The organism is Pseudomonas sp. NPDC087639 (assembly GCF_044743385.1).
Lineage (GTDB): Bacteria > Pseudomonadota > Gammaproteobacteria > Pseudomonadales > Pseudomonadaceae > Aquipseudomonas.
Genome location: NZ_JBIUWI010000019.1, coordinates 11176 through 26115, shown reverse-complemented (window position 1 = coordinate 26115; position 14940 = coordinate 11176). Strand labels below are relative to the sequence as shown.

The window sequence follows — 14940 nt, the reverse complement described above, 5'->3', positions numbered from 1 at the left end:
AACGGCCCGCTCCTGGCGACCGGGCCGTTTTCAAAACTCAGGCCTTGGCGCTGATACCCTTATCGTTCGGTGTTGCTACGCTGCGGCCATTACCCATGCCGTAGGTCTTGAGGTTCTGCAACACATAGATGGCCTTTTTGTATTCAGGGATCAGGCCATTGGCGTACTTGTCGCCCTTGATGTTGTTGGTCTGGATGGTATCCAACTGCGTGGCGAAATATTCCAGCGCGTTGAACTTGGCGTCGGGGTCTTTCGGCACGCCGAACCGATCAAACTTGTCGCCAGCATTAAGCAGCGTCATGGCGGTGATCTCGGATATCAATCCACGTCCGCGCAGAAAAGCACTCAGATTGCCCAGACTTTTGGCCGAGACGTTTTCCGGATCGAAGCCCTTGACGTTCTTGTGCAGCTTTTGCCTGTCCATTTCAGCGATGTTGAGCGCGTTGGGATCATTGCCCACCAGGTTCAGCATTTGCTTGACCTTGGCGCTTTGCGTTACCGGTTTTCCGCGAGTACCGGTGTCCTGTACCAACAGACCTGCCTTGCTTTGCCAGGCTCCGGTGTAGCCGATAGTCATGGGTAAGCTCCTTGGAAGACGAGCATGAAAATGTCCTTTTGATCGACTTGAATGCGCAGAAGTATCTACCGGCCAACTAATGGCACCAACTCTTTTCATGCATCCGTTTACAATTCTTGTACATTCTCGATACAAATCGACAAACGCCCGTAAATGCTGGCCCGCAAGTTCTCTTCCAGACAATTTTCATTAGGCTTTTTGCACTAACGAACCGCCTGGTTAGTTTGTATGTATCAACCCGGATACCTCCCGGCCATCGGGTCGCGTCTTTTTAGTACGTCTGTACCTAAAGCTTCTCGATATAGCGACGATACGTTAGGCATACCCCCACTGTTTACCCCACGCCCCCTAATAAGAAACGCAGCTCAAGGACCGGTCTCCATGCCCGCATTCCGCACCATTCAGGCTCGCTACACGCTGTTTCTGGTTCTGTTCATTCTGTTGTTGTCCGTACTGACCGTGGTTGGCATCAGCCAACTGGTCGCTCCCAAGCTGCGTCATACCGAAGAACAGGTAGTGCTCAACCGCATCGCCGAAGTCGCCGAACAGATTCAGGGCGAACTGAACAAGGTTCAGGCGCAACAGCGCAGCATCACCCAGACCATCCCACTGCTCGACAGCGCGGCCATCGACTCGGTGTTGCCAGGTCTGGTGGATCAGTACGGCGAGCTGAAGGTGTTCGGCGGCGGCATCTGGCCTCTACCGGGCCAACGTGAAACCGGGCGCAACAAGTTCAGCACCTTCTGGCACCGCGATGCCTCGGGCAAACTGGCGGTCAACACGTTCTGGAACAGTGACGCGGCCCCCAACTATTACGACCAGAGCTGGTACAAGGGCGGCATGGCTACGCCACGCGGTCAGTGCGCCTGGGCCGCGGCCTACAAGGACGACGCCAGCGCCGAGCCGCGCACCAACTGCGCCATGGCCATTCAGAAGAACGGCAACGCCTGGGGCGTGTCGACCATCGACGTGACACTGGGCTTCTTCAATGACCTGGTGGCTCGCAAGGAAAAAGACCTCAACGCTGAAATGCTGATCGTCGAGGCCGACGGCAAGATCATCAGCAACAGTTCGCGCATCAGTGGCCCGATCGTGCTGAAGAACATCAGCGAACTGGCCGCCAGCTCCACCTTCGCCAGTCAAGTCAAAACCGGCCTGCAAAACCGCGATCAGGCGCAACGTGTCGAGTTCGACAACAACGGTGAAGCCAGCACCTTCTTCATGCGCCCGATCGAAGGCACGCCGTGGTTCCTCGCCACTGCCCTGCCGACGAAAATGCTCACCGCCCAGCGCGACGACGTGCTCAGCACGCTGAGCCTGTTGCAGATCCCGATGGTGATCCTGCTGGTGCTGTTGCAACTCTATGCGATTCGCCAGTTGGTGCAGCGCATGAAAGCCTTGAAAGCCAACATCGACCTGCTCTCCAGCGGCGATGCCGACCTGACCCGACGCATCACCATCCGCGCCGAAGACGAACTCGGCGCCATCGGCCATTCGGTCAACACCTTTATCACTTACCTGCAAAACATGATCGGCGAGGTCACCCAGGCCACCGGCGCCATGGCGTCGAGTCTGGACAACCTGCAGCGCACTTCGGCGCACACCAGCCAGATCCTGTTACGGCATGCCTCGGAAACCGATCAGACCGTTACCGCTATCACCGAAATGAGTTCGACCGCCGAGAGCGTGGCGCAGAACGCCGCTGAAACCGCCGCGTTCACCCAGCGCGCCAACGAAAACGCCGACCGTTCGCGGGTGGTGGTGGGCGAAGCAACCAACAGCGTGGTGGCGTTGATCGACGAAGTGGCCAGCGCCACCCACAAAGTTGAAAACATGCAACAGGACGCCCAGCGCATCACCGAGATCCTCGGGGTGATCGGCGCAATTGCCGGGCAGACCAACCTGCTGGCCCTCAACGCCGCCATCGAAGCGGCCCGTGCCGGCGAGCAGGGTCGTGGCTTTGCCGTAGTGGCTGACGAAGTGCGTGCCCTTGCCGCCCGCACCCAGGCCAGCACATCGGAAATCAACGAGATGTTGACTCGCCTGACCCAAGGGGTGAGTTCGTCGGTCAGTGCCATGGAAAACACCCAAGCCAGTTGCCAATCGGCCGCCGATGCCACGGCACGGGTCAACTCCGGGCTGGATGAAATGGCCGGCTCCGTCAGCCACATCAACAGCCTGAGCACACAAATCGCCACCGCCGCCGAGCAACAGAGTGCAGTGACCGAAGAGATCAACCGCAGCATGGTGCAGATCCGGCACATGGTCGATGAACTGGTGCAAAGCGGCCAGGCCAGCGAACTCAACACCCGTCAGCTGCTGGAAGCCAATAGTCGCGTGAGTGCGATCATGGGGCGGTTCAAGGTAAGTTGAGTCTCTGACAAATTTGTAATCTCTCGCTCAGCAGGCTGTCAGGGTTGATCTACGATCATCCTGCCAGCCTGCGCTGTATCAACTTGTAACATTGCGTTGATGCGAGACAGGATAATTCGGTCAAACTGCGTTCTTTTTGGCTGCCATCCAAGTCGAGAGCCCATCATGCGAACCCACCTGCGCCTGGTCGCCCTGAGCGCCCTGTTCATCTCCTCGTTGGCGCAAGCCGCCGACCTGATCCCCATTGAAGTGCATCGCGACGCGAACTGCGGCTGCTGCAAAAAATGGATCAGCCACCTGGAAGCCAACGGTTTCAAAGTCGAAGACCACGTCGAAAGCGACATGAGCAGCTTCAAGAAACAACATGGCGTGCCGCCGCGCCTTGCCTCCTGCCATACCGGCATCATCAACGGCAAATTCGTCGAAGGCCATGTGCCGGCCGAACAGGTATTGGCGTTGAGCAAGCGTGACGATCTGCTCGGCGTTGCCGCACCCGGCATGCCGATGGGCTCACCCGGCATGGAAATGGACGGCATGAGCGATGCCTATCAAGTGATCGGCCTGAAAAAGGACGGCGCTGACGTGGTGGTGGCGGACTACCCGGCCCATTGATGGGCGCTGCTTACATCGGCTTGTTCTTTGCGGCATTCGGCGCGGCGACGCTGTTGCCGCTACAGTCGGAGGCCTTGCTGGTAGGGTTGATCGTCAGCGACCGTTACTGGCTCTGGGGTCTGCTGGCGGTGGCGACGCTGGGCAATGTGCTCGGCTCGCTGGTCAACTGGTGGCTGGGCCGGGAGCTGGAGCGTTTTCAGGATCGACGCTGGTTTCCGGTCAGCGCCAGGCACATGGCCACGGCTCGCAAGCACTATGAGCGTTACGGGCATTGGTCGCTGTTGCTCAGTTGGCTGCCGATCATTGGCGATCCACTGACCCTGATTGCGGGCGTGATGCGCGAGCCGCTCGGGCGTTTCCTGCTGATCGTCACCCTCGCCAAAGGCGCACGTTATGCCGTACTGGCCATGCTGACGCTGGGCTGGCTCGGTTGAACATTCAGGCCCGGAGATTGCCTGTGTTTAACGTCGCCCTAATCCGGCCATTTCAGCATCGGCCGATTTCAAACGGAGTTTGACCTTATGTCTGTCACGATTTCCCGTTGGCTGCCGGGCTTGTTCCTTACCGCCGCCCTGCCCCTGTTTGCCCATGCTGCAGCCACCCCGGCCGAAGGCCCGGCGTACGGCCCGGAGTTGCAGGGCTTTGAATACCCTTACACGCTTAAACATTTCGCCTTCCAGTCACAGGGTAAATCCCTGCAGATGGGATATATGGACGTCGCCGCCCACGGCAAGGCCAACGGCCGCACCGTCGTGCTGATGCACGGCAAGAACTTTTGCGCGGCGACCTGGGACAGTTCGATCAAGGCCCTGAGCGAGGCGGGTTACCGTGTGGTCGCCCCGGATCAGATCGGTTTCTGCACCTCCAGCAAACCGGACAACTATCAGTACAGCTTCCAGCAATTGGCGACCAACACTCAGCAATTGCTCAAAGCGCTGGGCATCCAGAAAGCCACTCTCCTTGGCCATTCCACCGGCGGTATGCTCGCCACCCGTTATGCGCTGTTGTTCCCTGATCAGGTCGATCAACTGGCACTGGTCAACCCGATCGGTCTGGAAGACTGGAAAGCCCTCGGCGTGCCGTATCGCACGGTGGATCAGTGGTATCAGCGCGAACTCAAAGTCACTGCCCAAGGCATCCGCGACTACGAGCGCACCACTTACTACGATGGCCGCTGGAAACCGGAATTCGACCGTTGGGTCGACATGCTCGCAGGCCTGAGCAAAGGCCCGGGCAAAACCCAGGTGGCCTGGAACTCGGCGCTGATCTACGACATGATTTTCACCCAGCCGGTGTACTACGAGTTCAAGGACCTGAAGATGCCGACCCTGCTGCTCATCGGCACCTCCGACACCACCGCCATCGGCAAGGATCTGGCACCGCCAGAGGTGAAAGCGCAAATCGGTCACTACGACGTGCTCGGCAAACAAGTGGCCAAATTGATCCCGCAGTCGACACTGGTGGAGTTCCCCGGCATGGGCCACGCTCCGCAGATGGAAGAACCCGAGCAGTTCCACAAGGCACTGCTCGGCTGGCTGGACAAGACCAATCCCGTTCGTTGATGAGGTAGCGCTGATGGCGGTGCAGATTGCGGTAATCGATGACTGGCAGGACGTGGCCCGCGACGTGGTCGACTGGTCGGTCCTCGACAGCATCGGTGAAGTGACATTCGAACATGATTACCCGGCGGACAACGCCAAGCTCGCCGAACGGCTGGGCAAGTACCAGGTGATCTGCGTGATGCGCGAACGCACGCGCTTCGATGAAGACCTGCTCAAGCGCTTGCCCAATCTCAAGTTGCTGGTGACCGGTGGTATGCGCAACGCCGCGCTGGACATGCAGGCAGCGGCAAAACTGGGTATCAAGGTCTGCGGCACCGACAGCTACAAACACGCCGCGCCCGAACTGACCTGGACGCTGATCATGGCGGCCACGCGCAATCTGGTGAACGAAGTCAATTCGCTGCGCGAAGGCCAATGGCAGCAAGGTCTTGGCGGCGATCTGCACGGCAAGACGCTGGGTATTCTCGGCCTGGGCAGTATCGGTCAGCGAGTGGCGCAGTTTGGCCAGGTGTTCGGCATGCGGGTGATCGCCTGGAGCGAAAACCTCACGGCCGAACGTGCGGCACAGGTCGGTGTGACCTATGTCAGCAAGCAGGAACTGTTCGAACAGGCCGATGTGCTGTCGGTGCATCTGGTACTCAGCGAACGCAGTCGCGGGCTGGTCGATGCGCAGGCGCTGGGCTGGATGAAACCGACTGCACTGTTGGTGAACACGGCTCGCGGGCCTATCGTCGATGAAGCGGCGCTGATCAAGGTTTTGCAGAAACAGCGTATTGCCGGGGCAGCGCTGGATGTATTCGATCAGGAGCCACTGCCCGCGCTGCACCCTTTCCGCACGCTGGACAATGTGCTGGCGACACCGCACGTGGGGTATGTCAGTCGGCAGAACTATGCGCAGTTCTTTTCGCAGATGATCGAGGATATACAAGGCTGGTCGGCGGGCAACCCGGTTCGTTTATTGAACTGAAACCCTGTAGGAACTGCCGAAGGCTGCAATCTTTTGATCTTGATCTTTACAAAGCAGGATCAAAAGATCGCAGCCTCGTTTCACTCGACAGCTCCTACAGGAGCCATGCAGTCATCCAAATCAATAACTGCCCGCACCACAACAGTGCACCCTCTCTCCCCACCAGCACAAAATCGTGACCGATCAGTCACCGTTTTGACCCATCTGCCGAAAAAAACCTGCACTTCGTCGGTGCGTTTGCATCCTCACACCACGGTTTCCGTGCCTCGCCAACCGATTGTCGAACAATTTACCCATTCCCCCTCGCCCGCTCTAGGATCTGGCCTAGACTCATTTTCGCGGGGCGAAACCGGCCGGTCACACCACAGCAAAATAATCGAAACTTTTGCTGAAGACGGCGGGTCATCTGAAAGGCAGGGGGAACGCGACTGGTTCATTCCTTGCAATGGCCTCACCACCCATTCTGCTAGCGCGTGTTGGGTAGCGTTTGCTCACCGATGCGAGGCGCGTTTGCGCCCGGCCACAGGACTTGGCCATGGACATCGCTTGTTCAAGACAAGAATCAGATCAACGAGACGGGAGATTCATATGATCAGTGCGGCATTGGATATTCAGGGAGAGCGTGCTCAGCAGGCAGTAGGCGAATCGAGTACCGTCAGCGTTCCCGGCAGCCGATCGATCAGCGTCCCCGGCACCAAGACGCTGACTCCGGTCGCGAGTCAGAATCCCAACAAGAAAAAAGTATTGTTCGTGACCTCGGAAATCGCAGATCTGGTGAAGACCGGCGGCCTGGGTGACGTTTCCGCCGCCCTGCCCCGCGCCATGGCCCATCTGCACGACGTGCGGGTGTTGATCCCCGGTTATCCGCAGGTGATGCACAGCGAAAACCCGATCCATATCATCGGCGAACTCGGCGGCCACGCCGCGCTGCCACCGTGCAAGATCGGACGCATGGACATGCCGGACGGGCTGGTGATCTACGTGCTGATCTGCCCTGAGCTCTACGAGCGCGAAGGTTCGCCCTACGGCGCCAACAACGGTCGCGACTGGCCAGACAACCACATTCGCTTTGCTCGCCTGGGTCTGGCTGCTGCCGATATCGCCGCCAATCTGGCCCAGATTCACTGGTGCCCGGATCTGGTGCACGCCCATGACTGGCCGGCCGGTCTGGCCCCTGCCTATATGCACTGGCGCGGGCAGCGCACGCCAACACTGTTCACCATTCACAACCTGGCCTATCAAGGCGTCACCAGCCTCGGCTCCTGCCCCGAGCTCGGCATTCCGAACCATGCCCTGCAACAGGAAGGCATGGAGTTCTACGGCAAGATGTCGTTCCTTAAGGCGGGGATGGCCTATTCGAGCCACATCACCACAGTCAGCGCCACCTACGCACAGGAAATCACTACCCCGGATTTCGGCTGCGGCCTCGACGGCTTTCTCGCCGCCAAGACCCAGCAGGGTTTGCTCAGCGGTATCCCCAACGGGATTGATGAGAGCTGGGACGCGGCCACAGACCCACATCTATTCGCGCCCTTCGCCATTGGCGATTGGGAAGGCAAAGCAGTCAACGCCGCTCACGTTCGTGACCTGTTCGGGCTGAAAGACTCCGAAGGCCCGTTGTTCGCCGTGGTCTCGCGCCTGGTCTATCAGAAAGGCCTGGACCTGACCGAGGCAGTCTCCGAGTACATCGTACAGAACGGCGGCCAGATCGCGATTATCGGTCGTGGCGAGCCGGAAGAAGAGCAAGCCATGCGCGAATTGGCGCTGCGCTTTCCTGGCCAGGTCGGCGTACGCATCGGCTTCAACGAAACCGACGCCCGCCGGATGTTTGCCGGCAGCGATTTCTTGCTGATGCCTTCGCGTTACGAGCCATGCGGCTTGAGCCAGATGTACGCCCAGCGCTTCGGTTCGTTGCCGGTAGCACGCAACACCGGGGGGTTGGCCGACACCATCGAAAACGGCGTCACCGGGTTCCTGTTCGACGAGTCCACCGCCGACAGCTACCGCGAAGCCCTGAGCCGCGCCTTCAAGGTCTTTGCCTTTCCCGAACTGCTCAACGCCATGCGTTGCCGGGCCATGGCCGCGCCATTCAACTGGTGTAAAGCGGTCGAACCCTACGCTGAACTCTATGAACAACTGGTCGCCAAGGCGCTGGGTAAAGCACACCACAAATAATCAGGGAGTTTTCCACGATGCCGTTACGGACCCAAGAGAACTGGCCCCACGGCGCGATCATGCAGGACGCCGAACACACACAATTTGCGCTGTGGGCGCCGGATGCGTTTTACGTCAGCGTGGAGTTGGAGGACGGACAGTCACTGCCGATGCTACCGCAGGCCGATGGTTGGTTTGTGATCAAGACCCGTTGCCCGGCGGGCACGCGTTACCGCTACAACATCGATGGCGAACTTGAGGTGCCCGACCCGGCCTCCAGAGCACAGGACGGCGATCTCGACCGCCGCAGCGTGGTAGTCGATCCGCTGGCCTATCAGTGGCGACACACCGAATGGCGCGGTCGGCCGTGGAGCGAAGCGGTGATCTACGAGCTGCACGTCGGTGCGCTTGGCGGGTTTGCCGAGGTCGAACAGCACTTGCAACGCTTGGTTGAGCTGGGTGTCACCGCCATCGAACTGATGCCGCTGGCGCAGTTCCCGGGTGATCGAAACTGGGGTTACGACGGCGTCCTCCCATATGCGCCGCAAGCGTCCTACGGCACACCGGAACAACTCAAGCACCTGATAGACAGCGCTCACGGCCACGGTCTGGCGGTGATTCTCGATGTGGTCTACAACCACTTCGGCCCCGATGGCAATTACCTGCACCGTTACGCCAAAGGCTTCTTTCGCGAGGACAAACATACCCCGTGGGGCGTGGCGATCGATTTTCGACGTACCGAGGTGCGCGAGTTTTTCATCGAAAACGCATTGATGTGGCTGCTCGAATACCGCTTCGACGGCCTGCGCCTGGACGCGGTGCACGCCATCGAAGATCCGGACTTTCTCAGTGACATGGCCCAGCGCATCCGCCAGCAGATCGACCCGACCCGTCATGTCTGGCTGACCGTGGAAAACGAGCTCAATCAATCGAGCCTGCTGGAGAATGATTACGACGCGCAGTGGAACGACGACGGCCATAACGCTTTACATGTGTTGCTGACCGGCGAAACCGATGCCTATTACGCCGACTATGCCCTGCAACCCACCGAACAATTGGTGCGTTGTCTGAGTCAGGGCTTCGTGTTTCAGGGCCACATCACCCGCCACGGCGAACCCCGGGGCGAACCGAGTGAACACCTGCCTTCGACCGCGTTTGTCCTGTTCCTGCAGAACCACGATCAGATTGGCAACCGCGCCTTTGGCGAGCGCCTGCATCAACTGGCCGATCCCCGCGCGGTGCAGGCAGCAACCGTGCTGTTGCTGCTGTCACCGATGATCCCGATGATGTTCATGGGCGACGAGTTTGCCGCCGAGCAGCCGTTCCAGTTCTTCACCAGCCATCACGGCGAACTGGCGGAGTTGGTACGCGAGGGCCGGCGCAATGAATTCGCCGCGTTCGGCGCCTTCAACGATCCGCACAAACGCGAGCAAATTCCCGATCCTAACGCCGAACAAACCTTCCATGCCTCACAGCCACGGCTGATTGGTGACGGCACGCCACTGCAACAGCAAACCCTCGCGCTATACCGGCAACTCCTGCAATTGCGCCATAAACACATCATCCCCCACCTGTCTGGTACTCAGGCGCTGGGAGCGCAAATGCTCGGCCATGGCGCCGTCAGCGCACGTTGGCGCCTGGGCGATGGCAGTGAGCTGCGAATCGACCTGAACCTCAGTGATACGGCGGTGGTCAACCCTCCACGGACCGGCGCAGTGTGGCTTTTTCAAAAGCCACCTGCCGTCGAACTGTCGGATGAGGGCCTGCTGCCCCCGTATTGCGCGCTTGTCAGCCTCACGGCCGCAACCCCTTTGTAACCTTTGGATGGAGAGCGCCTATGAGCGATGCGCAACTGGAAATTCTTGCAAGCAGAGCCGGCCTGGCCGTCGACTGGATCGACGCCAACGGCCGCCCGCAAAAAGTCGCCCCGGCGGTGTTGCGCAATGTCCTGATCGGCCTTGGCCACCCTGCCAGCACCTCCCAGGAAATCGACGCCAGCCTGCTTGAACTGCAACAGGTCCAGCAAGACCGTCACCTGCCGCCGCTGCTGACCAGTGATGTCGGCGTCGGAGTTGACCTTGCGCGTTATTTCAAACCTGAAACCCCGTGTGAGATCCACCTCGAAGACGGTTCGCGCATGAACCTGAAACTCGATTCCGAGTCGGTACTGCCCGGCCTGATCCCGGTCGGCTATCAACAGGTTCACATTGACGATCAATACTTCACCCTCGCCGTGGCGCCTGAGCGCTGCTTCAGCGTCGGCGACGCGGTCGACAATCCGATCCCTCGAGCCTGGGGGCTCAGCGTGCAGCTATATGGCCTTCGTCGCTCCGGCGATGGTGGCTTCGGCGATACCCAGGCACTGGAAGAACTGGCGCGGGTGGCCGGTGAACGCGGTGCAGACGCCCTGGCGATCAGCCCGCTGCACGCGATGTTCAGCGCCGACACCGGGCGCTACAGTCCATATTCGCCATCCAGCCGTTTGTTTCTCAATTCCCTGTATGCCGCACCCGGCACAATTCTCGGTGAACGGGCTTTGCGCGATGCGATCGACAGCGCTGGTCTGGCCGAGCAGTTTGCGAAACTGGAAGACCTGAAACTGATCGACTGGCCCGCCGCTGCCGAGGCCAAGCTCAAACTGCTGCAAGCCCTGTACGACGGATTCACTGCGGGCGATCACCCGTTGCACCCGGACTTCGCCAGTTTTCGTCATGCTGGTGGCGAGGCACTGGAAAACCACTGCCGCTTCGAAGCCATCCAGGAAATGCGCGCCGCACGTGGCGAAAGCCTCGACTGGCGCGAATGGCCGGAACATTGGCACGACCCGCGCGGCGCCGCCCTCGAAGCGTTTGCCGAAGAATATGCTGAGCGCATCGGTTACTTTGCGTTCTGCCAATGGCTGATCCACCGATGCCTGGAGCGTGCGCAAACCGCCGCGCGTAGCGCCGGCATGGGCATCGGCCTGATCGCCGACCTTGCCGTGGGTGCCGATGGCGCTGGCAGTCAGGCCTGGAGCTTTCAGGACGAACTGCTCGCCTCGCTCACCGTTGGTGCGCCACCGGACATTCTTAATCGCTCCGGTCAGGGCTGGGGGATTTCCGCGTTTTCCCCCGAAGGCCTGATCCGCAACGGCTTTCGTGCCTTCATCGAAATGCTGCGCGCGAACTTCGCCCACGCCGGCGGTTTGCGCATCGACCATGTCATGGGCCTGCAACGCCTGTGGGTGATTCCCAACGGCGCGGCACCGGCCGACGGTGCCTACCTGTATTACCCGGTGGACGATCTGTTGCGCTTGCTGACGCTTGAATCCCATCGTCATCAAGCGATTGTGCTCGGCGAAGACCTCGGCACCGTACCCGACGGTCTCCAGGAAAAACTCATCGCCCGCTCCATGCTCGGAATGCGCGTGCTGTTGTTCGAACAGGACAACACCCGTTTCAAACCGATTCTCGACTGGCCGGATAACGCATTGGCGACCACCAGCACTCACGATCTGCCGACGCTAAACGGCTGGTGGCATGGCCGCGACATCGACTGGAATTCGCGACTGGGTTTTGTCGATGCCAACGGCGAAATCGAATGGCGCCGGCATCGTCAACGGGAACGTGAAGGCCTGCGCGGAGCGTTGAGCCAAGACCCGCAGAACTTTCGCGAAGAGTCCCACGAGGCCGATCAGGTGGTGGACGCCAGCGTGCGTTTCCTCGGACATACTCGCGCGCCGCTGGTGTTGCTACCGCTGGAAGACGCGCTGGGCATCGACGAACAAGCCAATCTGCCAGGCACGATCGATACGCATCCGAACTGGTCGCGGCGCCTGCCCGGCGCCAGCGAAGCTTTGCTCGACGGTGCGGATGCAGCGCGGCGTCTTGAACTATTGGCGTGCGCACGCCTTCAGGCAGCCGAGCGTGACCAATGAATCAGGCGCTCATCCAGCCATTGCGCGCCACCCTGCGCCTGCAATTTCACAAAGGCTTCACCCTTGAACAAGCGGTGCCACTGGTGCCGTATTTCGCCCGTCTGGGCATCAGCCACATCTACGCCTCACCACTGCTCGCGGCGCGGGCAGGTTCGATGCACGGCTACGACGTGGTTGATCCGACTCAGGTCAACCCGGAACTCGGCGGCGAACCCGCGCTACGGAACCTGGTCGGCGCCCTGCGCGAACACGACATGGGCCTGATCCTCGACATCGTCTCCAACCACATGGCGGTTGGCGGCAGTGACAATCCATGGTGGTTGGATCTGCTGGAATGGGGACGCCTGAGCCCCTGCGGCGAGTTCTTTGACATTCAGTGGCACTCGCCGGACCCCTTGATGGAAGGCCAGTTGCTGCTGCCGTTTCTCGGCAGCGATTACGGTGTCGCGTTGCAGGAAGGCACGCTTAGACTGCATTTCAATGCGCAGAACGGCAGCTTCCACGTCGAGCATTACGATCACCGCTTCCCGATCTGCCCGAACGATTACGGCGAATTGCTCAAACCGGAAGATGCGCTGAAATCGCTCGCCGATCATTTCAGTGCCCTCAGCTATCAGACCAACGCCCATTCACTGGCTGGCCCGCTGAAGGAAGAACTGCGGCAACTGGCCAGAGATCCGCAGATCCTTGAAGCCATCCAGCGCAATCTGGAGCATTACGACTCAACTACTGAGGAAGGCTTCCACAAGCTCCATCAGTTGCTGGAGCGCCAGAGCTATCGCCTCGCCAGTTGGCGCACGGCGGCTGACGACATCAACTGGCGGCGTTTCTTCGACATCAATGAGTTGGGTGGTTTGCGCGTCGAACGTCCGGCGGTGTTCGAAGCGACCCACGGCAAAATCTTTCAGTTGATCGCCGAAGGGTTGGTCGACGGTTTGCGCATCGACCATATCGACGGCCTCGCCGATCCGCGCGGTTACTGCCGCAAACTGCGTCGGCGTGTTGACCTGTTGGCGCCGGGACGGCATCTACCGATCTACATTGAAAAAATCCTCGGTGCCGGCGAAACCCCTCGCCGCGACTGGGCGGTGGACGGCACCACCGGTTACGAATTCATGAATCAGCTGTCGTTGCTGCAACACGATCCGGACGGCGAATTCGTACTGGGTGACTTGTGGCAGCGCCGCACCGAACGCCCCGCAGCGTTTATCGAAGAAGCACAACTGGCGCGTCAGCAGATCCTCAATGGCTCGCTGGCCAGCGATTGCGAAAGCGTTGCCCAAGCGCTGCTGCAAGTGGCCCGCGATGACCTGATGACCCGCGACTTGACCCTCGGCGCAATTCGCCGCGTACTACAGGCGTTGATTGTGCATTTCCCGGTGTATCGCACCTACATCAGCGCGATGGGTCGCTCGGCGCAGGATGACGTGTTTTTTCAGCAGGCCATGGACGGTGCGCGGCAGACTCTCGGCGAAGGCGACTGGCCGGTGCTCGACTGTGTCGCTGCGTGGCTCGGCGGCACGCCATGGCGACAAAAGCCACGCGGACGCTCGCGCAAAATCCTCAAACATGCCTGCGTGCGCTTCCAGCAATTGACTTCGCCGGCGGCCGCCAAAGCCGTGGAAGACACCGCGCTGTATCGTTCGGCCGTGCTGCTGTCGCGCAATGACGTCGGCTACAACACCGAGCAGTTCAGCGCGCCGGTCAGCGATTTCCACGAGATCAATCTGCAGCGCCTGGCTCAATTCCCCGACAACCTGCTGGCCACTGCCACCCACGACCACAAACGCGGCGAAGACACCCGCGCGCGCCTCGCGGTACTCAGCGAGCGCAGCCACTGGTACGCCGAACAGATCGAACTGTGGCGCGCCCTCGCCCGCCCTGTGCGCGTTGACGAGCAAATGCCGTCGACCGGTGATGAGCTGATTCTCTATCAGGCGCTGCTCGGCAGTTGGCCGCTGGATTTGCATGACGGCGATCAGGCAGGTTTTGCCGACTACGCCAAACGCATCTGGCAATGGCAACAGAAAGCCCTGCGTGAAGCCAAGCTGCAAAGCAGTTGGAGCGCGCCGAACGAAGCCTATGAAAACGCCGCGCAGGCATTCACCGAAAAACTCCTCAACGGTGAAGAAGGTGAACTGCTGCGCGCGGCGTTGAGCAAAACGGTCAACAGCATTGCCGCAGCCGGCGCGCTCAACGGCTTGGCGCAAACCTTGCTGCGCATGACGGTGCCGGGAGTGCCGGATTTGTATCAAGGCAACGAGTTCTGGGACTTCAGCCTGGTCGATCCGGACAACCGCCGGCCGGTGGACTACCCCGCTCGCGAGCAGGCTTTGGCGGCGCAGGCGCCGACCACGGAGCTGCTGTCGAACTGGCGTGACGGTCACATCAAGCAAGCCTTGATCGCCCAAGTGCTGAACCTGCGCGCTGAACACGCCGAGCTGTTCCGGCGTGGCACGTACCAGCCGCTGGAGGTGCTGGGCAGCCAGGCGCATAACGTGCTCGCGTTTGCTCGCGAGCATGAAGGTCAGCAAGCCATCGTGATCGTGCCGATTCGCTGCGCGACATTGCTGGAAAACAGTGCCGTCCCGCAAATCGATGCGCTGCGCTGGGGCGATACGCGGGTGGTTTTACCGTTCGCCGCCTCTGACAAAAATCTGAAGGGACTTTTTGCAACCACAGCAGTCACAAAAAGCAGGGAGCTGAATGTCAGCGACGCGCTGGGGGATGTCCCGGTCAATCTCTTTATCCAACACTTAACGTAAGCATGAGTTCAGTT

9 protein-coding genes and 2 pseudogenes are annotated in these 14940 nt (G+C 60.1%); 10 read left to right on the top strand and 1 reads right to left on the bottom strand.

Features of this window, described 5'->3' with window-relative positions; translation table 11 throughout:
• Window positions 1-37: 37 nt before the first annotated feature.
• Entirely contained in the window at window positions 38-577 is a 540-nt protein-coding gene (locus ACIOVB_RS10600; protein ID WP_187678329.1) for a hypothetical protein, read from the bottom strand.
• 228 nt (window positions 578-805) lie between these two features.
• Between ACIOVB_RS10600 and ACIOVB_RS10595 the strand changes: the two are divergent.
• From ACIOVB_RS10595 to ACIOVB_RS10550, 10 genes and pseudogenes are all read left to right on the top strand, one after another.
• Window positions 806-2089: pseudogene (locus tag ACIOVB_RS10595) on the top strand (cache domain-containing protein); the annotation flags it as partial.
• Window positions 2090-2422: 333 nt separating this feature from the next.
• Window positions 2423-2950, top strand: a pseudogene (locus tag ACIOVB_RS10590) (methyl-accepting chemotaxis protein); the annotation flags it as partial.
• 165 nt (window positions 2951-3115) lie between these two features.
• Window positions 3116-3562 carry a DUF411 domain-containing protein gene (locus tag ACIOVB_RS10585; protein ID WP_401267380.1) on the top strand — a complete coding sequence of 149 codons (447 nt, stop codon included), beginning with the start codon at window positions 3116-3118 and terminating at the stop codon, window positions 3560-3562.
• On the top strand, window positions 3562-3996 hold the full coding sequence (locus ACIOVB_RS10580; protein WP_187678326.1) for a YqaA family protein: 435 nt from the start codon (window positions 3562-3564) through the stop codon (window positions 3994-3996). Before ACIOVB_RS10585 ends, ACIOVB_RS10580 begins: the two co-directional genes overlap by 1 nt.
• An 87-nt stretch (window positions 3997-4083) precedes the next feature.
• Window positions 4084-5124, top strand: a complete 1041-nt coding sequence (locus ACIOVB_RS10575) for an alpha/beta fold hydrolase (RefSeq protein ID WP_401267379.1) — start codon at window positions 4084-4086, stop codon at window positions 5122-5124.
• Between the two features lie 13 nt (window positions 5125-5137).
• The gene (locus tag ACIOVB_RS10570; protein WP_401267377.1) at window positions 5138-6091 is read left to right on the top strand and encodes a D-2-hydroxyacid dehydrogenase family protein; all 954 of its coding nucleotides are present in this window, start codon (window positions 5138-5140) and stop codon (window positions 6089-6091) included.
• A 588-nt stretch (window positions 6092-6679) separates the two neighbouring features.
• A complete protein-coding gene (glgA, locus tag ACIOVB_RS10565) occupies window positions 6680-8266 on the top strand; it encodes a glycogen synthase GlgA (protein WP_401267374.1) in 1587 nt (528 codons plus the stop codon).
• 17 nt (window positions 8267-8283) lie between these two features.
• Entirely contained in the window at window positions 8284-10062 is a 1779-nt protein-coding gene (gene treZ / locus ACIOVB_RS10560) for a malto-oligosyltrehalose trehalohydrolase (RefSeq protein ID WP_401267372.1), read from the top strand.
• Window positions 10063-10082: 20 nt separating this feature from the next.
• Entirely contained in the window at window positions 10083-12161 is a 2079-nt protein-coding gene (malQ, locus tag ACIOVB_RS10555) for a 4-alpha-glucanotransferase (RefSeq protein WP_401267369.1), read from the top strand.
• Window positions 12158-14926, top strand: a complete 2769-nt coding sequence (locus ACIOVB_RS10550) for a malto-oligosyltrehalose synthase (RefSeq protein ID WP_401267367.1) — start codon at window positions 12158-12160, stop codon at window positions 14924-14926. The genes malQ and ACIOVB_RS10550 overlap by 4 nt, the downstream gene beginning before the upstream one ends.
• Window positions 14927-14940: the final 14 nt, after the last annotated feature.

Coding starts and splice junctions, on each gene's coding strand:
- ACIOVB_RS10570 (WP_401267377.1), top strand. CDS start 5,138: ATGGCGGTGCAGATTGCGGTAATCGATGACTGGCAGGACGTGGCCCGC.
- ACIOVB_RS10585 (WP_401267380.1), top strand. CDS start 3,116: ATGCGAACCCACCTGCGCCTGGTCGCCCTGAGCGCCCTGTTCATCTCC.
- malQ (WP_401267369.1), top strand. CDS start 10,083: ATGAGCGATGCGCAACTGGAAATTCTTGCAAGCAGAGCCGGCCTGGCC.
- ACIOVB_RS10600 (WP_187678329.1), bottom strand. CDS start 577: ATGACTATCGGCTACACCGGAGCCTGGCAAAGCAAGGCAGGTCTGTTG.
- ACIOVB_RS10575 (WP_401267379.1), top strand. CDS start 4,084: ATGTCTGTCACGATTTCCCGTTGGCTGCCGGGCTTGTTCCTTACCGCC.
- ACIOVB_RS10580 (WP_187678326.1), top strand. CDS start 3,562: ATGGGCGCTGCTTACATCGGCTTGTTCTTTGCGGCATTCGGCGCGGCG.
- ACIOVB_RS10550 (WP_401267367.1), top strand. CDS start 12,158: ATGAATCAGGCGCTCATCCAGCCATTGCGCGCCACCCTGCGCCTGCAA.
- glgA (WP_401267374.1), top strand. CDS start 6,680: ATGATCAGTGCGGCATTGGATATTCAGGGAGAGCGTGCTCAGCAGGCA.
- treZ (WP_401267372.1), top strand. CDS start 8,284: ATGCCGTTACGGACCCAAGAGAACTGGCCCCACGGCGCGATCATGCAG.